The 23,139-nt window shown below is 43.4% G+C and carries 21 protein-coding genes; 5 read left to right on the top strand and 16 right to left on the bottom strand.

The features are described from left to right. Window positions 1–75: 75 nt before the first annotated feature. Complete coding sequence (locus I6H64_RS02135) at window positions 76–1,368, top strand: adenylosuccinate synthase (RefSeq protein WP_036685871.1); 1,293 nt, start codon at window positions 76–78, stop codon at window positions 1,366–1,368. Window positions 1,369–1,456: 88 nt separating this feature from the next. On the opposite strand, the gene I6H64_RS02130 is transcribed toward I6H64_RS02135, so the two are convergent. Further along, entirely contained in the window at window positions 1,457–2,251 is a 795-nt protein-coding gene (locus tag I6H64_RS02130) for an SDR family NAD(P)-dependent oxidoreductase (protein WP_008842327.1), read from the bottom strand. Window positions 2,252–2,273: 22 nt separating this feature from the next. Next, entirely contained in the window at window positions 2,274–3,113 is an 840-nt protein-coding gene (locus I6H64_RS02125; RefSeq protein WP_008842326.1) for an aldo/keto reductase, read from the bottom strand. 127 nt (window positions 3,114–3,240) lie between these two features. Between I6H64_RS02125 and I6H64_RS02120 the strand changes: the two genes are divergently transcribed. Further along, window positions 3,241–3,612, top strand: coding sequence for a winged helix-turn-helix transcriptional regulator (locus I6H64_RS02120; RefSeq protein ID WP_036685869.1), 372 nt, complete (start codon window positions 3,241–3,243; stop codon window positions 3,610–3,612). Window positions 3,613–3,702: 90 nt separating this feature from the next. Here the strand turns inward: I6H64_RS02120 and I6H64_RS02115 are convergent, their stop codons facing one another. Then, a complete protein-coding gene (locus I6H64_RS02115; RefSeq protein WP_176594873.1) occupies window positions 3,703–4,533 on the bottom strand; it encodes a hypothetical protein in 831 nt (276 codons plus the stop codon). Window positions 4,534–4,797: 264 nt separating this feature from the next. Between I6H64_RS02115 and I6H64_RS02110 the strand changes: the two genes are divergently transcribed. Next, window positions 4,798–5,529, top strand: coding sequence for an MIP/aquaporin family protein (locus I6H64_RS02110; RefSeq protein WP_002832045.1), 732 nt, complete (start codon window positions 4,798–4,800; stop codon window positions 5,527–5,529). Window positions 5,530–5,789: 260 nt separating this feature from the next. Here the strand turns inward: I6H64_RS02110 and ccpA are convergent, their stop codons facing one another. Next, window positions 5,790–6,791 (bottom strand): catabolite control protein A, encoded by a 1,002-nt coding sequence (ccpA, locus tag I6H64_RS02105; RefSeq protein WP_002832047.1) that lies wholly within the window; start codon window positions 6,789–6,791, stop codon window positions 5,790–5,792. Between the two features lie 163 nt (window positions 6,792–6,954). On the opposite strand from ccpA, the gene I6H64_RS02100 reads away from it, so the two are divergent. Beyond that, complete coding sequence (locus I6H64_RS02100; protein WP_008841170.1) at window positions 6,955–8,049, top strand: M24 family metallopeptidase; 1,095 nt, start codon at window positions 6,955–6,957, stop codon at window positions 8,047–8,049. Window positions 8,050–8,147: 98 nt separating this feature from the next. Here I6H64_RS02100 and I6H64_RS02095 read toward each other — a convergent pair whose 3' ends face one another. Both I6H64_RS02095 and I6H64_RS02090 read right to left on the bottom strand, forming a co-directional pair. Further along, window positions 8,148–8,498 carry a hypothetical protein gene (locus tag I6H64_RS02095; RefSeq protein WP_005917597.1) on the bottom strand — a complete coding sequence of 117 codons (351 nt, stop codon included), beginning with the start codon at window positions 8,496–8,498 and terminating at the stop codon, window positions 8,148–8,150. After that, window positions 8,499–8,921 carry a DUF948 domain-containing protein gene (locus I6H64_RS02090; protein ID WP_002832051.1) on the bottom strand — a complete coding sequence of 141 codons (423 nt, stop codon included), beginning with the start codon at window positions 8,919–8,921 and terminating at the stop codon, window positions 8,499–8,501. 124 nt (window positions 8,922–9,045) lie between these two features. On the opposite strand from I6H64_RS02090, the gene I6H64_RS02085 reads away from it, so the two are divergent. Continuing rightward, a complete protein-coding gene (locus I6H64_RS02085; protein ID WP_004165409.1) occupies window positions 9,046–9,891 on the top strand; it encodes a mechanosensitive ion channel family protein in 846 nt (281 codons plus the stop codon). 151 nt (window positions 9,892–10,042) lie between these two features. Here the strand turns inward: I6H64_RS02085 and I6H64_RS02080 are convergent, their stop codons facing one another. The 10 genes from I6H64_RS02080 to I6H64_RS02035 form a co-directional block, all read right to left on the bottom strand. Beyond that, window positions 10,043–10,636 carry an XTP/dITP diphosphatase gene (locus tag I6H64_RS02080; RefSeq protein ID WP_002832053.1) on the bottom strand — a complete coding sequence of 198 codons (594 nt, stop codon included), beginning with the start codon at window positions 10,634–10,636 and terminating at the stop codon, window positions 10,043–10,045. A gap of 9 nt (window positions 10,637–10,645) precedes the next feature. Further along, window positions 10,646–11,443: a glutamate racemase gene (gene murI / locus I6H64_RS02075; RefSeq protein ID WP_008841169.1), complete on the bottom strand. Its 798-nt coding sequence runs from the start codon at window positions 11,441–11,443 to the stop codon at window positions 10,646–10,648. A gap of 249 nt (window positions 11,444–11,692) precedes the next feature. Further along, the gene (gene ppsA, locus I6H64_RS02070; RefSeq protein WP_056985101.1) at window positions 11,693–14,092 is read right to left on the bottom strand and encodes a phosphoenolpyruvate synthase; all 2,400 of its coding nucleotides are present in this window, start codon (window positions 14,090–14,092) and stop codon (window positions 11,693–11,695) included. A gap of 490 nt (window positions 14,093–14,582) precedes the next feature. Beyond that, the gene (trxA, locus tag I6H64_RS02065) at window positions 14,583–14,894 is read right to left on the bottom strand and encodes a thioredoxin (RefSeq protein ID WP_002832056.1); all 312 of its coding nucleotides are present in this window, start codon (window positions 14,892–14,894) and stop codon (window positions 14,583–14,585) included. A 98-nt stretch (window positions 14,895–14,992) separates the two neighbouring features. Continuing rightward, the gene (locus I6H64_RS02060; protein ID WP_056985099.1) at window positions 14,993–17,350 is read right to left on the bottom strand and encodes an endonuclease MutS2; all 2,358 of its coding nucleotides are present in this window, start codon (window positions 17,348–17,350) and stop codon (window positions 14,993–14,995) included. A 96-nt stretch (window positions 17,351–17,446) separates the two neighbouring features. Further along, window positions 17,447–17,728 (bottom strand): DUF1292 domain-containing protein, encoded by a 282-nt coding sequence (locus I6H64_RS02055; RefSeq protein WP_002832058.1) that lies wholly within the window; start codon window positions 17,726–17,728, stop codon window positions 17,447–17,449. Between the two features lie 9 nt (window positions 17,729–17,737). Then, window positions 17,738–18,178, bottom strand: coding sequence for a Holliday junction resolvase RuvX (gene ruvX / locus I6H64_RS02050; protein ID WP_002832059.1), 441 nt, complete (start codon window positions 18,176–18,178; stop codon window positions 17,738–17,740). Next, complete coding sequence (locus I6H64_RS02045) at window positions 18,178–18,459, bottom strand: IreB family regulatory phosphoprotein (protein ID WP_008841164.1); 282 nt, start codon at window positions 18,457–18,459, stop codon at window positions 18,178–18,180. Before I6H64_RS02045 ends, ruvX begins: the two co-directional genes overlap by 1 nt. Before the next feature lie 313 nt (window positions 18,460–18,772). Then, the gene (gene alaS, locus I6H64_RS02040; RefSeq protein WP_056985097.1) at window positions 18,773–21,418 is read right to left on the bottom strand and encodes an alanine--tRNA ligase; all 2,646 of its coding nucleotides are present in this window, start codon (window positions 21,416–21,418) and stop codon (window positions 18,773–18,775) included. Window positions 21,419–21,689: 271 nt separating this feature from the next. Further along, window positions 21,690–23,051, bottom strand: coding sequence for a DEAD/DEAH box helicase (locus I6H64_RS02035; protein ID WP_056985095.1), 1,362 nt, complete (start codon window positions 23,049–23,051; stop codon window positions 21,690–21,692). Between the last annotated feature and the right edge of the window lie 88 nt (window positions 23,052–23,139).

Below are 23,139 nucleotides of genomic sequence, written 5' to 3'. Positions count from 1 at the left end.
GTCGACTCATTTAAATTTACCCTATTTTATGTTATTATCAGGAAGTTGTGTATTGATAAAAATGGAGGAATGAAGATGACAGCTACAGTAGTAATCGGCAGCCAGTGGGGCGACGAAGGAAAGGGTAAGATCATTGATTTTTTGGGACAAAACGCTGATGTTACCGTTCGTTACTCTGGTGGAGATAACGCAGGTCATTCCTTGGTCGTTAACGATCAAAAGCTTGCCTTGCGACTAATCCCATCCGGAATTTTGGCACCTAATTCAATTTGCATTATTGGCAACGGAACCGTGGTTAACCCACGCACCCTATTAGACGAAATTAAAGAATTAAATCAAGCCGGCGTAAACACCGACCACTTAAGAATTTCTGACCGGGCACACATCATTTTCCCTTACCACATCTTGCAAGATCAACAACAAGAACGGGATCGCTCTAAAAACGGCGAAAAAATTGGTACTACCAATAAGGGCATTGGTCCGGCATACATGGATAAGATGCAACGGATCGGGATCCGGGCCGTCGACTTGCTTGACGCTGAAGGATTAAAAGAAAAGATTGCCTTCAACCTAGCTCAAAAGCAACGGGTTTTAGATGACGATCTTTGGGAACAATTACCAAGCGTGGATGAACTTACAAAGCAATACGCTGAATACGGACAAATCCTAAAAGATTACATCACCGATACCAGTTACTTAATCAACACTAAATTGCACGAACAAAAACGGGTTCTTTTTGAAGGCGCCCAAGGAACCATGCTTGATATTGACCATGGTACCTACCCATTCGTTACCTCCTCAAATCCGACGGCTGGTGGTGCTGCTACCGGCTCTGGAATTGGGGTAACTAAAATCAAGCACGTCATTGGCGTATGTAAGGCATACGTTTCTCGAGTTGGTGAAGGTCCTTTCCCAACCGAACAAATTAACGAAATTGGTGATCGCATTCGCGAAGTTGCTCACGAATACGGTACCGTTACCCACCGTCCGCGGCGGATTGGTTGGTTTGACGGGGTTTTGATGAAGTACGTTGCCGACGTCAACGGCTTGACTGACTTAGTCGTCAACTGTCTCGATGTCTTGTCCGGCTTCGACGAAGTGAAAATTTGTACCGGTTACCAAACCGATCACGGAGTAATTAATTATTACCCAGCTTCTGAAAAGGAACTCGAAAACTTAACCCCAATTTACGAAACTTTACCAGGTTGGCAAGAAGATTTAACCCAAATGCAGTCTTACGATGAATTACCTGCCAACGCGAAAAATTATCTTAAGAAGATCGAAGAAATTACTGGCGTACAAGTTAGTGCCTTTTCAATCGGTCCTGACCGTGAACAAACCGTAGTAGTAAATGATATGTGGGATTAAGCTTTATTAACCACCATAAATAGTAAAAATAAACCATGTAAAAAGGCCCTGTAACACCCGACCAGGATGTTGCAAGGCCTTTTTTAATTTAAAAAATAGTCGGTACTAGTCCGCCGTCAATTCTCAAAGCTTCTCCAGAAAATGATGACGAATCCGGACTAGCCACAAAGGTTACGAACCGTCCAATTTCTGCAGGACGAATAAGACGCTGAATTTGTGATCTAGAGCGGTGGTTCTTCATGAAGTCTGCTTCCCATTGTTCTTCAGGAATTCCGCTATCCTGATACATTTCGGTAAGCATCTTTTGAACACCTTCCGTAAGGGTTGAACCCGGCATCACCGTATTTACCGTTACGTGAGTACCCACGGTCAGGTTCGATAGGCTCTTTGCCAAAGATAAGTTCATGGTCTTTGTCATGCTATACTGGGGCATTTCTCCCGAAGGCATAACGGCTTCTTCGCTAGCAATAAAAATTACCCGACCAAAGTCTTGTTTTAGCATGTGGGGCATGTAAAATTTAGCTAGTGCATTGCCAGCCAAAACGTTGGTCCGGAAATAACGTTCCCAAGTCTCATCATCAATATTCCAATACTCCATGGTGCCAAAAATCCCCATGTTATTCACTAAAATATCGACTTCGGGAAATTTTTCAAACAACACTTGCCGACTTTTATCATCAGTAATATCGAAAGGCGCTCCCTGCGGATGGGTTTTAGGAAACTGTGTTTTAATTTCATCGACTACCTTCTGCACGTCAGCAGCTCGACGACCATTAATAATTACGTTAGTCCCCTCCCGGGCCATTTCCATCGCAATTGCTTTTCCAATTCCCTTAGTTGAACCAGTTATTAACGCTAATTTACCATCTAAATGTAGTTCCATTTAATTATCCTCGCTTTCCAAATTAAAAATCAAACGTGTCCGGATCGGGACCAACCCGTAAGTTTTCATTTAGCTCATTAATTTTAGCCATCTCGGCGGCGGTTAGTTCAAAGTCAAAGACTTCCGCGTTACTCTTAATTCGGGCGGGCTTGACCGATTTAACTACCAACAAAACGTCCCGTTGGATGTCCCACCGTAAAATAATTTGAGCAACGCTCTTTTGATGGTTTTGCGCAATTTCGATCAAAACAGGATTATTCAAAATTTTTCCCTGCATTAACGGCGACCAAGCTTGAATTTTCAAGTTGTGGGCGGTCGCAAATTCGATCAACTCCGTTTGGCTTAGCTTAGGGTGGGTCTCCACTTGGTTAACCACCGGCATGACTTCCGCAAATTCAGCCAGCTCTTTTAAATGGCTGATTTGGAAATTACTTACCCCAATCGCCTTGATTTTACCGTCGTGATAAAGTTTTTCTAACGCCTTCCAAGAATCCCGGAAAGCGTCTTGACCCGGCCAGTGGATTAAATACAAATCAAGATAATCCAAGTCCAATTTAGCCAAGCTATCTTGAAAAGCCCGGAGCGTTTCATCATAAGAAAGATGGTCATTCCACACCTTAGAAGTGATGAATAAGTCTTCTCGCTTTAGCCCGGTTGCGGCCAAGCCGGCTTTAATCCCGGCTCCGGTCCCCGCTTCATTGTCGTATACTTGGGCGGTGTCAATCAAGCGGTACCCCGCTTTGATTCCTTCGGCAACCACTTGCGCAGTTTGCTCATTAGGAATCTGAAACACTCCCATCCCCAAACCTGGCATGGTCGTGCCGTTGTTTAAAGTTACGCGATCGTCTAAAGATTTAATCATATTAACAATGCTCCTTAATTAAATTAGTAAAGCAATTATAGAAACAAAGTTTCATTTAATCTAGTACCGACTTTATTGTGCTATACTTGCCTAAAAGTTACTTTTAATAACTACAGGGGTGCAATTAATGGAGAAAAAAATATACAATATCGGGGTTGAAGCAACGATGGACGTGATTGGCGGAAAATGGAAGCCAATTATCCTGTGCAACCTTCGCCACGGGAAACAACGCCCAAGCGAATTGCGTCGGCAAATTTCTGGCATCAGCCAAAAAATGCTCACTCAAGAATTACGCGAACTAGAACGTGACCACATCGTCAACCGGAAAACTTACAACGTAATTCCTCCCAAGGTAGAGTATTACCTTAGCGACTATGGACAGACTTTGTCCACTCTGTTAGACCAGTTATGTTCGTGGGGGGAAATGCACGTGCAGACTTTACAGAAAAATGGCGTAGATGTTAAACTAAACTCAACCGGCATCTCTGGCAGAAATTAAAAACACGGAGCTGAATCGTCGTCAGTGCGATCCAGCTCCGTGTTTTTATAAATTTAATTCTTTGAATTACTAGTCAAGAGCTTGTTTAGTTTACCGTCGAGTAAGCCGTTGCTGGACTTTAGCAAGTCCTGTGCTAAACACCGTTAAAATAACGCCCAATAAGAATAGCCCTAGCGCGATCGTAAATTCTCGTACCAATAAATCTTGTCCAGCAGTCTGTACGATTTGCTTAACCACTGGGTACTGAATCGGTAAATTACTCAATACGTTGCTTACGTATCCAATTCCGCAAATAATGGCTACAAATCCGCCGACTACTAGCAAGGTAGAACTGATGGTACTGAGCAGTCGTTTACGTAGCAACGCATATGCCAATGTCAAAACTAGCCCCACGCCACTAACCCAAATTACGGTTTGGTCAATCCGCGATAATTTTTGCACCTGGCCGGCGTATCGGGAAAGTTTCTGGGTATCTAGCTGACTATTAAAAACGGCCACTACTTTGCTAACTACCATTGCGTTAACCATTTGTTGGAAAGCCCCCGTAGCTTGGGTGCTTTGGTTGATTGCGTTAGTAATGATATTTTCGTCAATGTGCACTTGCTGCCCATCGTAAAATTGCTGAACCATCGTTTTTAACTCGTCGTTAACTAGATCATCTGGAATTAGGTTGCTTTGGTTAATCCCCGCTTGCTGTAACTGGGTATCCAACTGTTGATTAATTACTTCGGCAGCACTAGACTTTTCAATTTGCTGCTGTACGTAATTTGCATTAAACACGGTCTGTTTAGCCGAAACCGCGCCAAAGAAGAATAACCCAAATAAAATCATTAACACCCTTGCTACCACAAGGCGTGGCGGTCGAACGGGCACCTCCGTTTGATCAACTTTCTTTTCTGCTAAATGACTTTGCCTGCTCATCCTGGTTTCTTGAATTTTAACCACTTCCCCTTCTCAATCATAATTAAACGTGCGTTTTCAACGCTTTGCATTGGTTAACAGCTTCATCCACTTCTTAGTTTATCATTTCGCCTGTTTTTTCTTCAATGAAAGCAGATGTAATTTATTTTTATTTTTGAAAACTCCTCCGAAAGCTTGCAAAATTGGTATTGCATATCCCCTTTTAGATAAGATATACTTTTAAACAGTGTGTCTCATTAAAATACTTTTTAAGGGAGTTAGATGATGGAATATAGTTTTTTTGCTAAATTAGCTGCTGAATTCTTGGGTACAGCTATTTTAGTCATTTTAGGAAATGGTTCGGTTGCCAACGTGGAACTTAAAGGAACTAAGGGAAACGGTAGTGACTGGCTTGTAATCGCCGTTGGTTACGGTTGTGGAGTCATGGTTCCGGCATTAATGTTTGGAACCGTGTCAGGAGCCCAAATCAACCCCGCATTTACAATTGGGTTAGCCGTCTCCGGAATGTTTAGCTGGTCACAAGTTATCCCATTTATAATTGCTCAAATGCTGGGTGCGATTATTGGTCAACTAGTTGTTTACTGGGCTTACTTACCACATTACGATCAAACCACTGACCCAGAATCAATTTTAGGAACTTTTGGTACCATTGATGCAAGTGATAGCTTATGGAACGGCTTTGTTAACGAGTTTGTTGGTTCGTTCATCCTCTTCTTCGGTGCAACTGCCTTTACGCATGCCCCATATTTCAAGGAAAACATGAGCTCGGTATTTATCGCCCTCGGTTTCCTTGTAGGAACTTTGGTTGCTTCACTTGGTGGTGCAACTGGTCCAGCTTTAAACCCCGCACGGGATTTAGGTCCACGGTTAGTCCACGCTATTTTACCAATTAAACATAAGGGTTCTTCCCAATGGAACTACGCACCAATTCCAGTAATTGCCCCTATTTTAGCGGGAATCTGTGCCGTAGCGTTATACAAAGGGATTTTCTTATAAAAGACTTATACATAAATAGTCCATATAATATTAAAAAGGTGAAGATTGTTATTTTCGTAATGAAAAACAATCTTCACCTTTTTTGGTTTAATTAAAATAAAAAATGCTTTTCAAGGATTAAAAATTCTTGAAAAGCATTTTGATTTGCTTTACTTAGGGGTCAAAGCTGGTTTATTCTGCTTAACCCGAACCTAGCGTAACGCTAAATTTCCGTTAACTTTCCCAAACTCCCCGACTTTCTACACCCGCTCGTTTTAAGCTTATTTAGTTGATTGTCTGAACACCATGTCAAATGGCAAAGTAATGTTCCGTTCTTCAACTTCTTCTTTGTTCATTAACTTAGTCAATAGCCGCATTGCTACCGCCCCAGTGTCGTACATTGGGTGGCCAATTGAACTAATTTGTGGGCGCACCATCTTAGTTAAGTTAGTATTGTTGCTGGTCATGATTTCAAACTCTTCAGGTACTTTTACGTTAAGGTCTTGTAACCCATTTAAAAGTCCAACTGCTAAACGGTCGTTAGCAACGAAAGCAGCCGTGATATCGCTTGAAGCAATTTGCGAAGCTAACTTAATTCCGTCTTCGTAAGTGTTAGTAGTTTCAAATACGAGGCTTTCATCAAAGTCAATGTTTGATTCAGCTAAAGCACGCTTGTATCCTTCGATCCGGAACTTTCCGTTTACCGGTTGTGAAAGTGGTCCAGAAACAAAAGCAACCTTCTTGTTTTTATTTTCAATTAGTTTTCGAACTGATTCGTAAACGGCCGCTTCGTTGTCAATGCTAACGGACGGTAACGCATGCTTGTCATCAACGGAACCCGCAAAAACCACGGGAGTCCGTGCTGACTTCAACGCTTCCCGTAACCGATCGTCGATTGCGTTCCCCATGTAAATAACACCGTCAACTTGCTTGGCAAGCAAGTTTTCAAGTACTTCCACTTTCTTATCGACATCTTCATCAGAATTTTCCAAAATGATATTGTACTTGTACATTGAAGCAATATCGTCAATCCCCCGTGCTAATGCAGCAAAGAACATTTCGGTGATGTCAGGTAAGATAACCCCGATAGTGGTTGATTTTTTACTTGCTAATCCGCGCGCAACCGCATTAGGATGGTAATCTAAGCGTTCGATTACTTCGTTAACCTTCTTACGGGTGTCGGGCTTAACGTTAGGGTTTCCGTTAACTACCCGAGAAACGGTTGCCATGGAAACGCCGGCTTCACGAGCAACGTCGTAAATTGTAATAGTTTGTTTTGACATGATAATTTCCTCTCCATATTGATTTGATTTGTTTTCATACTGTTTTCAACGCCATGAATACGTTATCAAATTTTGTACCTTCTTGCAAGCTTTTTTTCGTCTGTAGCCCAATTTTTTTGTGTGATATAATCGAAGTACCTTAAGTAAAGAAAGAAGCGATCAAATGTCACAACTAGAAAAAGTCCAAAAGTGGGTTGCTGATCACCGATTGGACGTTGCTTACATCAGTAATTTTGAAAGTATCAAGTATTTGACAGGTTTTGGGAGTGATCCGATTGAACGGGTTCTCGCGTTATTTGTTTTCCCTGACCAAGATCCATTCTTATTTGCTCCCGCTTTGGAAGTTGAAGCAATTAAAGACACCGGCTGGAAGTACCCCGTTTATGGCTACCTCGACCATGAACAACCCTTCCATTTAATTGCAAACTATATTCGGGAACGTAACGCCAACCCGGTCCACTGGGGCATTGAAGAAGACAATCTCACCGTAGATCGGTACGAAGTTTTACGTTCTGAGTTTCCAAATGCTAAATTTGAAGCAAATCTCACCCCCGTTTTTGAAAAATTACGAATGGTGAAAACTGCGGATGAAATTGAAAAGCTAAAGGCTGCCGGTGCTGAAGCTGACTTTGCTTTCCAAGTTGGTTTTGATGCCGTTGCTGCGGGTAAAACTGAAGCTGAAGTGGCTGCTGAACTAGAATACGCCCTTAAAAAACGCGGTGTAATGGAAATGAGTTTCGACACCCTTATCCAGGCGGGTGCGCACGCTGCCGAACCTCATGGAGCAACTGCCATGAACAAGATTGAAAATAACGAATTAATTCTTTTCGACCTTGGAACCGTACATGATGGTTACATCAGTGACGCTTCGCGGACGGTTGCCTTAGGACAACTAAGCGATAAACAGGCTGACATTTACAAGGTATGTCTTGAAGCGCAATTAACGGCGCAAGACTACGCTAAGCCAGGAATTACAGCTGCTAGTTTGGATAAAGTAGCTCGTGACATTATTGATAAAGCTGGCTACGGCGAATACTTTATTCACCGTTTAGGCCATGGAATGGGCATGGGCGAGCATGAATTCCCTTCAATTATGGAAGGAAATGATTTAGTCCTTGAAGAAGGCATGTGCTTCTCCATCGAACCAGGAATTTATATCCCCGGCTTTGCCGGAGTTCGAATTGAAGACTGTGTTCACATTACCAAGGATGGCTGTGAACCATTTACCCATACTTCTAAAGAACTAAAATACCTATAAAATTTGAATATTTACCCAGCTTAGACTAAAAGTGGGAACTAGAAATCTGTTTCATAATTTCTAGTTCCCACTTTTTTACTACTATGCTACGTAAACAATTAATCTTCTAGTTTATGGGGCATGAAAACCTCAGTTGGCTTTTCATAAGGTGCCGTTGCCATTTTGTCGAGGATTACGTCCTCTTCTTCAGCAATTTCATCATCACCATTGAACTTTTCGTTAGCACGGTTAGCTAAGTCCATTCCCCGTTGCTTAAGTTCGTCTACCGAAGCTGCTGCCTGTTCTTTAAGGCTCGCCATATCAAAGTCGTTAGCTTCCATGAAGCCGTCAACTTTTTTCATAGCGGCTTCCTTTAATTCTGCCGGAGTCGTGTCCGTTAATTTAATTGCTGCTGCTGTAGCCGCTGCTCCACCTACGATTACACCTAATAAGAAACTACTTTTTGACATTTATTTAACCTCCTGCTTGTTTTTTTGCCGATTTTTGTATAAATTAACCGCACCTTTGCCAACGTTCATAGCTGTGGCAACCTTTCCCGTTTTTTTAGTTTTTGCGGTATGGTTGACTTTCCCAGCAAGTCGCCGGGTAGCTTGGTTTAGGTCCGAGGTACTCTCGCTCAAATCCGCAACCGCTTGGAAAAGTGGGTCAATCGTTGCGACCTTACCGTTAACGTCTTCCAGCAACTCGTTTGCATTAGCCATAATGCCTTCTGCTTCATGTGAAATCAAATCCACATCTCTAGTAATGATTGCTAAACTACGATTTATTTCTGCCAAGGTCTTTGAAGCATTCACCAGCACTAAGCCGATAAACAATACCAAAATCAACAACGCGATCGCCGCGATGATGGCTGCAATTCCGCCTCCTGTCATGCAATAATCCCCTCCCGTTAGTTTATGTCTCCAGAATAGCATTGTGGCCCATGATGTGCAATGAAAACACCCTTAATCTCTGGTAAAATAAACTTACTTAACCGAACCAGAAAGGATTTTTAACATGCCCCAAACCTTACTTATCGGCGCTGCTTTTCAGCCGCTCCAAAGAGAATTATCGCGGATTGATTGGAGTCAAATTGGCGCTAATTTTCTTAAACATTTTTTACAAATAATTCTCATCAGTATTATTTTTTGGGTGATTAACCGGATTGGTAAACACTTAATTAACAAAAGTTTCGGTCCCTATCAAGCCCCTGAAAAGCAATCTGCTCGTTCTCAGACCATTTTCGTAGTAGTAAGAAACATTTTCAAATATTCCGTAATGTTTTTCTACGTTTACACGATTCTTTCCAACTTGGGGGTCCCGGTTGGTACACTGGTTGCTGGAGCTGGAATCCTTAGTGTGGCAATTGGTTTAGGAACTCAAGGGCTGGTTTCTGACGTAATTAACGGCTTGACCATCTTGATTGAGGGCCAATTACGGGTAGGCGACAGCGTAACCATCCAAAGCATTGATGGAACGGTGGTCTCCATCGGGTTACGGACCATTGAACTGCGAGCCTTAGACGGCACCTTGCATTATTTGCCGAACCGGAGCATTACAACCATTTCTAACCATTCGCAAGAAAACCAGAATATTACCATTTTCTTGCGGATCAAAGATCCGTTTAGGATTGATGAAGCCAAGGACTTGCTACAAGATCAACTACCCAAAGCTAAACACCACACCACCAAACTGAAGGCGGGAATCGTTATCCAAGCTCCGGTTGCCGAAAAAAGCCATGGTTACCTCGGAGTCCAAATCTCCACGAAGGTGGCACCCGGCTATCAAGCAGCGATGCAAACGATGATTCTTGACCGGACCTTGAAAATTCTACGGGAAGCTCAAATTGAAGTGGAAAACTAACGCTACTTTTTCATTGATTATATGACCGGAAATTTCCCTTCAGAAAACTAAGTACTTCTTCATCATCAATTTTCAACAGTAAAATGTACGTTGATTTTTATTACCAAAAAAAGCAATCTTTAAGGAAGCCCCTTAGAGATTGCTTTTTAAATTACCAGAATTTATCAAACTTAGTTAATAAATCTTGGATGGCTAACGCCCGGTGACTAATTTGATTTTTTTCTTCCCGGGTCATTTGAGCCAACGTCTTTTGCTTTTCTTCAACGTAAAAAAGCGGGTCGTAGCCAAAACCGTTGTCCCCGCGTGGAACGCTCAGAATCCGACCACGGAGGTTCCCGTTAGCCACTAATTCGGTGCCATCCGGTTTCCGAACCACCACGGTGGTGTGGAAGGTTGCGGTCCGCTTTTCGTCAGGAACCCCTCCCAATTCAGTAAGCACTTTGGCGTTATTAGCAGCATCGTTATGGTCCCCAGCATACCGTGCCGAGAAAATTCCGGGGCGGCCGTTAAGTGCATCGATTTCTAACCCAGAATCATCTGCGAGGACCGGAATTCCAATAGTTTTAGCATAGCTATCTGCCTTAAGACGCGCATTTTCTTCAAATGTTAAACCATTTTCTTGAACGTCAACATCTTCATCAACGTCCTTTAACGACAGAACTTCAATTCCCTTCGCAGTAAAAATCTGTTTAAATTCTTTTAATTTACCTTCATTTTTGGTCGCTATTAAAATTTGATTACTCATTTTAATCTCCTAATCAATTTTTGCTAAATTTACTTGTATATCCGGAGCGAGGAAGTTTTGAGCAATGGTCCGAAAACTTGCAATATTTGCCGTAGCAAAATACTGTTCATCAGGTGTACTAGTGGCTTCTCGTAGAAGACCTTGTCGTTCAAGAACGTCCTTTAATTGCTGAACCACTGCTACACCTGGATCGACTAGTTTAACCTGGTCGCCTACCGCTGTTTGAATTCCCTTCGCTAAGAGTGGAAAATGGGTGCATCCTAGGACCAATGTATCAATCCCTTGGTTCTTTAATCCGACAAGTTGTTGATCAATCACCTCCAAAGCTTCGGGTGTCGTCAACTGGTTATGTTCCGCCAATTCCACAAATGATTGGCAAGCAACCGGGAAAACCTCTGTTTGTGGTGCTAAAGCTGCTAACGCTGTTGAATACGCTTGTGATTTAATGGTTCCCTCAGTCGCAATTACTCCTATCCGATTGTTACGTGTAGTTGCCACTGCGGCTTGCGCTCCCGGTTGAATAACTCCAATCACTGGAATTGGTAACGTTGTACTTAAAATCTGAAAAGCCGCGTTCGTAGCCGTATTGCACGCAATTACCAACGCTTTAACATCCTGTTTGATTAAGAAATCCGCCATTTGTTGCGAAAACTTGATTACTTCCGTCGTGGGACGTGGCCCGTACGGTACCCGAGCTTCATCCCCAATAAAAACGACTGCTTCGTTAGGCATTAGTTCCTTAGCCGCCTTTACCACGGTTAATCCGCCGACTCCGGAATCCATAAATCCAATTGGACGATTATCCATGTTCTTTACCCCCAGACAAATCAATTACACATTGTCTATAATACTAAATTTTGGATAAAAAAGGAAAAAACGCTCCGTAAGAAACTAAAAAAGTATCAAACCAGCGTATGAGATAAAAGTCGGATAGGTTGTGCGGATTAACTAAAAAACGACCATTACGCCTAATTTGGCATAATGATCGCTTGGGGGTTAAGGGAAAAAACTGATTTTTAGTGTACGTCTATTAATATTATTAGTTAACCCGTTTTTCTACCAATCGTAATCGGTAGAATCTTGAATTCCCCGACCGGTTGCTTTATCCAACATAATCCGTTGTTCAAAGTGGGCCACGTTTCGCTTAGTTTCTTTAACCATATCGGGGTTAACTGAAACATAATCAATTCCGCTTTGAATTAAGAAGTTGGTGAACTCTGGGAATTCAGATGGTGCTTGCCCACAAATTGAAACCGTCTTACCATCCTTATGGGCAGCCTCAATCAGGTGATGGATTGCACGTTTAACTGCTAAATTCCGCTCGTCAAAGAGTCGCGCAACCGTGTCGTTATTCCGGTCACATCCTAAAATCAACATTGCTAAGTCGTTTGAACCAATTGAGTATCCATCTATGAACTGGTTAAACTGGTCAGCTAAAATAATGTTGGATGGAATTTCTGCCATCATGTAAACCTTAAAGTCCGCACTCCGTACTAACCCTTCGTTTTGCATAATTTCGGTGACCTTTTGCGCTTCGTCAACCGTCCGTACAAATGGAATCATAACGTTCAGGTTCTTCAACCCAAATTCATTACGGACCTTCTTGATTGCCGCTAGTTCAAGCTTAAAGGCGTCAATGTATTTTGGATCGTAGTACCGGGAAGCTCCCCGCCACCCCAACAAATCTGCAGGTTCGTGCGGTTCATATTTATCGCCGCCCTTTAGTTTCCGGTATTCGCTAGACTTGAAATCGGATAATCGGAGCACTACTGGCCGAGGTGCCATTGTCCGGGCTACTTTAGCAATCCCCTCTGCGAGCATGTTAACCACTTTTTCGGGGTGGCCCTGCTCGATTAGGTATAGCGGATGCTCGTGAATATAAGTGGTCCAGAGGAATTCTTCACGCATTAAACCAATTCCGTCAGCCGGTAAGCTAGAGTACTTTTCAACTAACTCAGGATCGCCAAGGTTCATCATTACTCGGGTAGCGGTTGGTGCAAAGGTCTCGGCCGCTACCATTTGGTTGCCCTCCTGCTGTGCGGAGGCAGATTTCTTTAACATGCTGGCGACTTTGCCATGGTAAACCACCCCATTTTTAGCATCAATCGTAACCACGTCTCCAGTCTTAAGGGCGTCGGTGGCAGCCAGATTTTTACTCTTAGTTCCTACGATACATGGAATCTGCATTTCCCGAGAAACAATTGCTGCATGACAGGTCATCCCACCGTCATTAGTAATGATCGCGGTCGCCTTCTTCATCGCTGGAACCCAGTCTGGGGAGGTCATCACCGTTACCAAGACTTCGCCTTGTTTAAATTGGTCAATGTCTTTAGGATTGTCAATGACGTGTACTACGCCACTTGCTAATCCCGGGCTAGCTGGAAGGCCCCGAACTGCAACCTTAGCATCTGCTTCTTTGACCACGTCGGCATCTTCTTCATCCGCGTGATCCGCCGCCTTCCGTTGGGACCAAACTGTTTCAGGCCGTGCTTGCACAATCCATAAGCGGTCGGTATTGGCATCCAAAGCAAATTCCATATCCATGTAGCAGCCGTAATGCTCTTCAATTGCCTTCGCATAACCCGCCAACTCAATTACTTGGCTATCTGACAAAACTGGTTGCCCCTGAAGTTCTTCGGGAACCTTTTCTTCCACCGTTCCCCCATCGGCAACCCGGACTAGCTGAATTGGTTGCTTAATAATGTTCTTTTCAACAATTTTCATCGTTTCTTTGTCAATTACAAAGTGATCCGGTGTTACCTTTCCTAAAACAACGTACTCACCAAGACCATAAATCGCATCGATCACAATTTTAGAGTCGTCTCCATCAGCGACGTTAACCGAGAACATAATCCCCGAAGCTTTAGAGAAGACCATCATTTGAACCGCTGCTGAAAGGGCAACTTTTTCGTGCGGAAAATGCTGTTTATGCCGGTAGTAGGTTGCCCGGTCGGTAAAGAGCGAAGAATAACAAAGTTGGACCCGGTTAACAACGTCGGCAGCCCCCTTAATATTTAAGTAAGTTTCTTGCTGGCCAGCAAACGACGCATTAGGTAAATCTTCGGCCGTTGCGGAAGAACGAATCGCAACGAAGGGGGCGTCTTGGTCAACTTTTTTGGCCAAATCCGCGTACGCTTGTTCAATGTCCTTTGCCAAATCTGCAGGCATGGTGGCGTTAACAATTAAATTCCGGATTTGCTCGCATGCTGAATGCAATTCTTCAGAATTTTCGTAATCCTGAATACTTTCTAGCAACTCGTTAACTTGATCATTTAAGCCCGTCTGCTCCATAAAGTACCGGTACGCCCGCGCAGTAGTTGCAAAACCATACGGCACCGGAACGTCCATTGCCGACGTCATTTCCCCTAATGATGATGATTTACCACCAACCAGATTTACGTCTTCACGGTGCAGTTCGTCAAACCACAATACATTTGCATTTTCACGGCTACTCATAAAAATTACCTCCTCATCAACAGAAACTTAACTTTAATCAAACAATTCTAAATAATCGATGGAAGCGTTTACATTCTACGCCTATATTGTAGTTCATTTCTGCACAAAGTAAAAGAGTTCCTGGCAATTTTTTAAATTTAGTATGTTGAATATCAGCGTTTACTAATGCTCGTCAAGGGACGTTAACTCGCATTAATTCAAGGATTTAGCCGTTCGAAGCTAGTAAGCAACTGGCGTTGGCATCGTTAATTTATTAAAGTGAAAAATAACACAATCATTTGCTAAACCACCCTAATTATTAGTAGATCTGATTAACTTAATAATCGGGGCCAGTCGTCTTAATAAGCCCATTTAACTAAAAAGAGAGTGCGACAAAAGTCGGATAGTTTGCGAACATTAACCAAAAAAAACGATTCATGAGGAAGTTTCACCTCATGAACCGTTTTTTTGTTTAGAGACTTTTATCACAGCCCCTTAATCATTCACCTAATTATAGGTATTGATTTAAAATCTTTGCTAACTGTTCTTTAGAATGATAACCCACGATAGTATCAACTACCGCGCCATCCTTCTTTACCATTAGCGTAGGGATGCTCATAATCCCAAATTTCCGGGCAGTTTCCGGATTTTGGTCAACATCCATCTTCGTAAAGTTAACTTGGTCGCCCATTTCGTCGGCTAATTGTTCCACTACCGGGGACTGCATCCGACATGGACCACACCAAGTCGCCCAAAAATCGGTCAACGTTACGCCAGTACCAGTTTTTTCTTCAAAATTTGCGTCCGTAATTGCTTCAACCATATTTTTAACCTTCTTTCTCAAAAAGTAACCATGTTGATATAGTAACTATAGCAGTTTTCAATCAAAAATTGAATTATTTTGCTTACGAATAATAAGAATTATCGTAAATGCACGATTGTAGCGCCATTACCTCCCGCATTAGCCGGGGCATACTCAAAACTTTTAATTCGCCGATTTTGTTTTAAATACTTTGTAATGCCGCTTCGTAACGCTCCAGTTCCCTTACCATGGATAATGGTGACTTCGTCGTAACCAGCCAACAGTGCCGCGTCAATATAACGGTCAGTTTCGGTAATTGCCTCTTCGTAGCGTTTTCCGCGGAGATCCAAGCTAGTTTTCACCCCAGCAGATTTGGTCCGGTGAACCACGTTGTGGCTAGCTGGTTTAGTGGTCCGTTCTGGTTTAACCTTTTCTAATTCGTCGGTAGCCACCTTCATTTTCAAAATCCCCATTTGGACTTCCCAATGATGAGCGTCCACTTGCCGTAATAGCTCACCGCGTTGTCCGTAGGTTAACACAATCACTTCGTCGTTAACGTGGAGCTTCTGTGCCTCTTTAGCCTTACGGAGCACCTTGTTGCGCTTCAAGTTAGTATCTTGGTGTAAGGCGTTCAGCTTACTCTTAGCTTCGATCAAATCGTTTTCTTTGAAGTTTCCCGCCGATTTTTCTAGGCGCCGCAACCGTTTAATAATCTGGTCGGCCTTGCTACGGCTATCGTTAACGATCTGGTTAGCTGATTCTTTGGCACTTTCTAACAAACGGTCCCTTTGTTGACTAAGCCGCTCCACCCCCTTAACCAGGGTATCGTTATACTCTTCAGTTTGTGACAACAAGGTTTGGACCCGCTCGTTTAACTTCTGGGCCCGTTTTTGCCGGGTAGTTAAATCCTTAATCATGTTATTTAAATCTTGACTATCTTGGTCTACCACCCCTCGTGCTTGAGTAATGATGTCCTCGTCTAAGCCTAAACGTCGTGAAATTTCAAAAGCGTTACTCTGTCCAGGGATTCCCAGCAATAACTTATAAGTGGGTTGCAACGTGTCTACGTCAAATTCCATGCTGGCGTTAATCGTTCCTGAACGCTCGTACCCATACGTTTTCAGTTCTGGATAATGGGTGGTGGTAATCGAAGCCGCGCCCCTTTGTCGCACCCGGTCTAAAATCGCGATTGCTAAGGCCGCTCCTTCTTTAGGATCGGTTCCTGCGCCTAATTCGTCAAAGAGCGCTAGCGAACGTTCGTTAAGGTGCTCCAAAATATGAATGGTGTTATCCATGTGTGACGAAAAGGTACTCAAATTCTGTTCGATGGATTGTTCATCACCAATGTCAGCAAAAATCTCTTCAAAAACTCGCACCGTACTATTCTCGTTGGCCGGGATAAACATTCCCGATTGGGCCATTAGTTGGAGCAAGCCCACGGTTTTTAAAGTGATGGTCTTCCCACCGGTATTTGGTCCGGTAATTACTAAGGTGGAGTACTCCCCACCCAGCCTGATGTCGTTAGGAACCACCTTTTTTGGATCGATTAAGGGGTGCCGGGCCTGTCGCAAATTAATCCGGTTATTCGTTGAAATCTGTGGCTCCGTAGCCTTTAACTTATGCGCGTATTGCGCCTTAGCGTTAAGCAAGTCAAGGTGACCAAGCACCTTGCTATTATCTTTTAACGTGTCCACATACGGAGCAATCAGCGCACTGAGTTCTTGCAAAATTCGCTGTTCTTCGTGTACCTCAGCAACCTGTTCTTGCCGAAGCTGATTATTTAAATCAACCACCGCTTCGGGTTCCACATAGAGGGTTTGCCCCGAGGAACTTTGGTCATGTACCACCCCGCCAAAACGGGACCGGGAATCGGCTCGAACCGGAATTACGTACCGTTCGCTTCGAATCGTGACAATGGGTTCACTTAGGTACTTTGCTTGACTTCCCCGGGTAAACTTTTCCATTCGCTGCCGAATCTCACCCTCCACCCGCGTAATTGCGGCCCGAATCCGCCGCAACTCACTTGATGCGGAGTTTAATAAATGTCCATTTCCTTCGATTGAACTATTTAACCGTTCTTCAATTTCTGGAATCGTTTCTAACTGATCCACTACGCCGTTCAAGGTTTCTACCGTTACTTCCGTATCTGGTAAATCCGCAAAGAAATTAATTACTTCCCGGGTTGCTCGCAACACTCGCCCAATTTGCGCAATTTCGCGACCGTTGAGGATTGCATCAATTTTTAAACGTTGCAATGGTTCGTCAATATCTTCTAAACGCGGAATGGGAATTCCACTTTTCACCCGGTAAATGTTAACCGCGTCCAGAGTTTCCTTAAGGGCGTTTTGTACTTTGGCGGTATCCGTCATTGGAACTAATTGGCGAAGCTCCTTGGCCCCGTTTTCGGTCGCAATGAACTGTTTAACCGCAATTTTCACTTTTTCATATTCTAAAACTTCTAAAATTTTACTGTTCATCATAATCTCATTTCATTTCAAATCAAAAACGGCCCGTTTGGTGGTCAGACATTATATCTGCACACCAAACCGCGGCCGTTACTTGGATTATAAAACTTAGTCTTGGTCACCTAAGAAGGTATTTAAGACTTCTTCAACCATATCCCACTCTTCATCAGATTCAATTGGGATTAATTCACCTTCGCCTAAATCGTGATTTTCATCAGGTTCAAAGGCGTAAGCTTGAATATCCACTTCTTCATCATTTTCTGCTTCAGCCGGATAAAGTAGGACGTACGAACGACCATAGTCCTCTGAATCAAACGTAAACAATACGTTATATAGTTCTTCGTTGCCGTGTTCGTCTACTAGGGTAATTTTTTGTTCTTCGTTATCCATTGCGTGCCCTCACTTTAATTTATCGATTAATTTACCGTGACCATTGAGGTAGTTCTCTAAAATCAAACTAGCTGCTAATTTATCAATTACTTTCTTGCGCTTGGAGCGCGAAGTATCCGCTTGTTCAATCAACATACGTTCCGCTTCCACAGTGGTCAAACGCTCGTCTTGAAAATCAATTGGTAACCCAAACGTTTCCGTTAGTAGTTTACCATAATTACGCGCAGCTTCCACCCGGGGGCCCTCGGTATTATTCATATTTTTAGGTAAGCCAATTACAAAACCGGCTACCTCGTACTGGCTGACTAACTCCTTAACTCGACTAATGCCAAATTCGCCCTCGTCCTCGTTAATTGGAATAATTTCTACTCCCTGAGCTGTCCAACCTAACTGGTCACTTACCGCAATTCCCACGGTTCGTGATCCAACGTCCATTCCCATTAACCGCATTAATTCTTTTCCTTCTTGCCACCAGCAACTTGATCTGCTAAATAGTATCTTACTAATTCTTCAATAATTTCGTCTCTTTGATGCTTACGAATTAAATTCCGCGCATCGTTTAGCCGCGGGATGTAAGCTGGATCACCAGAAATCAAATATCCCACGATTTGATCAATTGGGTTATAACCCTTTTCTTCAAGAGCATCGTATACGGTTTTTAACGTTCCCCGAACGTCATTTGGCTTATTATCGCCAAAATCGAAGAACATGGTTTCATCAAGTTTTCCCACTGTTAGCACCCCTCTTCACATACTATGATTAATTTTACTTGATTAACCGCAAAATCACAATAAAAGGGGCCGCTCGTAACTGAAGTGTAATATTCAACTACCAAATTAGGGGCGTTTTTTGGCAAATGTGTCTTTTTTGACGCATATAAACGGTAGTTGCAAATGCTTTTTAAATTAGCCGCACAAACTAACTTCAGGTTTACGACTTACCAATCCTTAAAGTAACCAAATTAAAAAGATTTCCCAAGAACTATCATTTCTTGAGAAACCCTTTTAGTTATGTTGCAAATTTTACTGCTAGTAGGATTTAAAATTATTTACCTTGGGTCTCTAGCCATTCGCTAGCAGCTTGCAACGCTTCGTTAATTTTTTCTGGCGCAGAACCACCGGCTTGGGCCATGTTTGGACGGCCGCCACCACCACCGTTAACCTTCGGTGCGATTGCTTTGATCAAATCGCCAGCCTTCAAGCCTTCCTTTACGAGCGGATCCTTTACGGCAGCAATTAAATTAGCCTTTTCACCAATCTTAGCACCTAAGACCAATACGTCAGATTGGTCCTTAGTTTTCCAATCGTCCGCCATTTGCCGCAATTGGTCCATGCCGGAAACCTGCACTTCGGCAGTAATTAACCGAATTCCGTTGATTTCTTGTACTTGATCGTAGATGTTGGCAACTTCAGCTTGAGCAATCTTAGCTTCGAGTTGGTTAATCGTTTGGTTCAAATCCTTAACTTGTGCTTGTAATTGTTCAACTTTTGCAGGAACATCCTTCATTTGAGCACTCTTCAGCAATCCCGCTGCCTTTTGTAAGAGCGCTTCTTCACCGTTTAAGAACTCTAGTGCCGCTTGGGAAGTAACGGCTTCGATCCGCCGAACTCCAGCTCCCACACCAGATTCAGAGACAATCTTGAATAAACCAATTTCATTAGTGTTCTTTACGTGGGTACCACCACAGAATTCTCTTGAGTAATCACCAACGCTAACTACCCGAACCTTTTTACCATATTTGTCATCAAACAGGGCAATGGCACCCATTTTCTTACCGGTTTCTAAGTCCGTTTCGACGGTGGTTACGGGAATTTCATCGTAGATTTTATCGTTAATAATCTCTTCGACTTTTTGCAAATCTTCGTCAGTAACCTGTCCAAAATGGGTAAAGTCAAACCGTAAGTAGCCTGGTTCAACTAAGGAACCGGCTTGGTGAGTGTGTTCCCCTAAAACATCCCGGAGCGCTTGGTCGAGCAAGTGGGTCGCGGTATGGTTCTTTTCCACCTTCAAATGGAAAGCCCGGTCCACAATGAGGGTAAACGATTCACCGGTGTGCATTTCTCGTTTAGCCTTGATGGTGTGCAAGTTTTGTCCGTTAGGAGCGTGTTGCACATCCACAACTTCGGCTACCACGTTGCCGTCAGCGTCCTCGATTACCCCTTGGTCAGCTACTTGACCACCCATTTCCGCATAGAATGGGGTTACGTCAAATAGTACGCGAGCTTCCCCCGGATTTACCGTATCGGTTAGCTGATCGTCTTGGATAATATCTTTAAGCACTGCAGCGTCTACTTTCAAGGTGTCGTAGCCAACGTATTCACTTGGCGTCTTCAAGTCCGTTAATAGGTCGGATTGCACGCCCATTGACTTAGCGTTAGAACGTGCTGAACGAGCCCGTTCCTTTTGTTTTTGCATTTCGTCCGCAAAACCAGCTTCGTCAATTTCCATTCCTTGGTCTTCCGCGTATTCCTTCGCTAATTCCAATGGGAATCCGTAGGTATCGAATAACCGGAAAGCATCCTTACCAGAGATTACCTTAGAATGGTCTGCTTTGGTGTCAGCAATGATTGAATTTAATAATTCCAAACCATCCGTTAGCGTTTCGTTAAAACGGTCTTCTTCTGACTTGATTACTTTTTCAATGTAATCCTTGTCCGCAAGTACCTCCGGATAGTAGTCTTCCATAATTTTACCGACTACTGGCACCATTTGATACAAGAATGGCTTATTAATGTTCAACTTCTTACCATGCATAACTGCCCGCCGGAGTAAGCGCCGAATTACGTATCCGCGACCTTCGTTAGACGGAATGGCACCGTCCCCAATTGCAAACGTAATTGCCCGCGCATGGTCAGCAATCACCTTGAAGGAAACGTCGTCATTTTTATCAACGCCGTATTTCTTACCACTGAGCTTTTCTACTTCGTGAATAATTGGCAAGAAGAGGTCCGTTTCAAAGTTAGTCGGTGCATCTTGGAATACGGAAACCACCCGTTCTAAGCCCATCCCCGTATCAATGTTTTTATGTGGGAGTGGTTCGTAGGTTCCGTCCGGCTTATGGTTAAATTGAGAAAAGACGATGTTCCAGATTTCCAACCAGCGTTCATTTTCTCCACCAGGGTAGTTTTCTGGGTCATCATCGGCAAGGTTATTGAACTCCTCACCGCGATCGTAGAAGATTTCAGAATCGGGACCACTAGGACCTTCCCCAATATCCCAGAAGTTATCTTCCGCTTCCACAATATGGCTTGGATCTACGCCAGTCTCTAACCAGATCTTCTTTGCTTCCTCATCCTTCGGGTAAACCGTCACGTAAAGCTTTTCCGGATCCATGTCAAACCATTCTTTAGAAGTTAAAAGTTCCCACGCCCAGTGGATGGCCTCTTCTTTAAAGTAGTCGCCAACCGAAAAGTTTCCTAACATTTCAAAAAGCGTGTGGTGTCGCGCAGTGTGGCCAACGTTTTCAATATCGTTAGTCCGGATACTCTTTTGTGAACTAGTTAGCCGGGGAACTTCGGGAACTACGCTACCATCAAAGTATTTTTTCATTGTGGCAACTCCGGAGTTAACCCATAACAAAGTGGGGTCGTCCTTTGGAATTAGCGACGCACTAGGTTCCACCACGTGGCCCTTGCTTTTGAAGAAATCTAAATACATGCGCCGAATTTCACTACTTGATTTTCTTTCCATTTTTTCCTCCTAAAATAAAAAACACCGTTGCTCGTAAAATAAAGACGCCGAAACGCGGTACCACTTTACTTGCAACGATGTTTAGATCGTATACCTCTTGAGTCTCATTAACGCTGAGAAGACGATTCATTATTAATCGGGTAGCACAACCACGACGCTTCGCTCTTTTCACCAACCAGAACGTCTCTACACTAAGCATTGCGCGGCCACATGTCCCTAATGATTCTAAATATCACAGCTAATTATAGAAAACCAAATTAAGATTGTCAATTTATCTTCGCTTCGAACGCGATTGCCGCATTTTAGCTTTCTTCGCTTCGCGAACTGCTTGATGCTGTTCCATCCGCCGGTCGCGAATTGCCTTTTCAGAGATCGCCTTTTTAATGCGCCGTTTGTAACCTGGTTTAACTTTTTTCTTTTTCTTTTTAACTAACCCGACCAAAGTAGGGTCCAGTTTTTTCTGACTTAGCCGCCGGGTTTGCCGCCGTTGACGATCGTACGTATCCACCAGTTCGTGATTACGCAATTGTTGGGGAATAAACTTAACCCCCATTTTTTCAACTTCCGCTACTTCGGCTTCTTCGTTAGGCATGTACAACGTAATGGCCGTCCCTGGTAAACCATTGCGGCCGGTCCGCCCTACCCGGTGAATGAAGAATTCTAAATCAGTTGGAATGTCGTCGTTAATTACTAGCGAGACCCCTTCGATATCAATTCCCCGCGCCGCTAAATCGGTCGCCACCACGTATTGGTAACGTAAGCGGTGGATGTCTTTCATGATTCGTTTCCGTTCCCGAGGCGGAATTCCACCGTGAATTTTAGCCACCGGTAGTCCTTGCGACTTAAGGTAGTTAGTTAATTCGTCCGCCCGTTCCTTTGTATTAGTAAATACTAAGGCTAAGTACGGTTCCCCCATCGTCAACAACTGGTAAATCAAGTTGTTTTTATCCTGACTCTTGGTAGAAATCAAAATATTTTTAATCGTGGGACTAATCGTAGTCGCCACCGGAATTTCTTCAATTGCCGGGTGCTTCATATATTTTTGTAAAAAGACGTTTAATTGCTGTGGAATCGTAGCAGAAAAGACCAACATCTGTAAGTCCTCGGGCATACTTGCCGCAATTTGGTCGACGGCACTTAAAAAGCCCATGTCCAAAGTCATGTCCGCTTCGTCAATTACCAGATACCGAACTTGCCGAAAGTTAAGTGCCCGGGCTTGTAATAAATCCAGCACCCGTCCCGGAGTACCGATGACGATTGCCGGCTGGTGGTGTTCTAATTTAGCAATTTGACGTTTTTTGTCGGTCCCCCCAACGTAATTACCGATTTCAATTGGGGTTTCTGAAGCGGCTGCTAACTGCTTAGCCGCTTCGTAGATTTGGTAAGCTAATTCCCGACTAGGCGTGGTGATTACCGCTTGAATCGCGTTTTTGTCCGGATCGATTTGGTTAAAAATCGGTAGCAAAAACGCGTGGGTTTTCCCGCTTCCGGTTTGGGATTGGCCCACTACGCTTTGGCCCTCCGCAATTAGCGGGATGACACGCTCTTGGACCGGAGTCGGTTTCACAAAACCAATTTGATCCAAAGCCTGCATGAGAAATGGTTTTAGATTAAACTTTTGAAATTCGTTCATACTAGCTCCTTACTATATTATTGCAGAAAGCGGTAAGCGTTCGGGCATCCTTACAGAAGGTACGCTTAAGTCAGGTAATTTTGAGCGT

The organism is Pediococcus acidilactici (assembly GCF_016127815.1).
GTDB lineage: Bacteria > Bacillota > Bacilli > Lactobacillales > Lactobacillaceae > Pediococcus > Pediococcus acidilactici.
The sequence above is the reverse complement of the archived record's forward strand: the minus strand, read 5'-3'. Positions and strand labels throughout refer to the sequence as shown.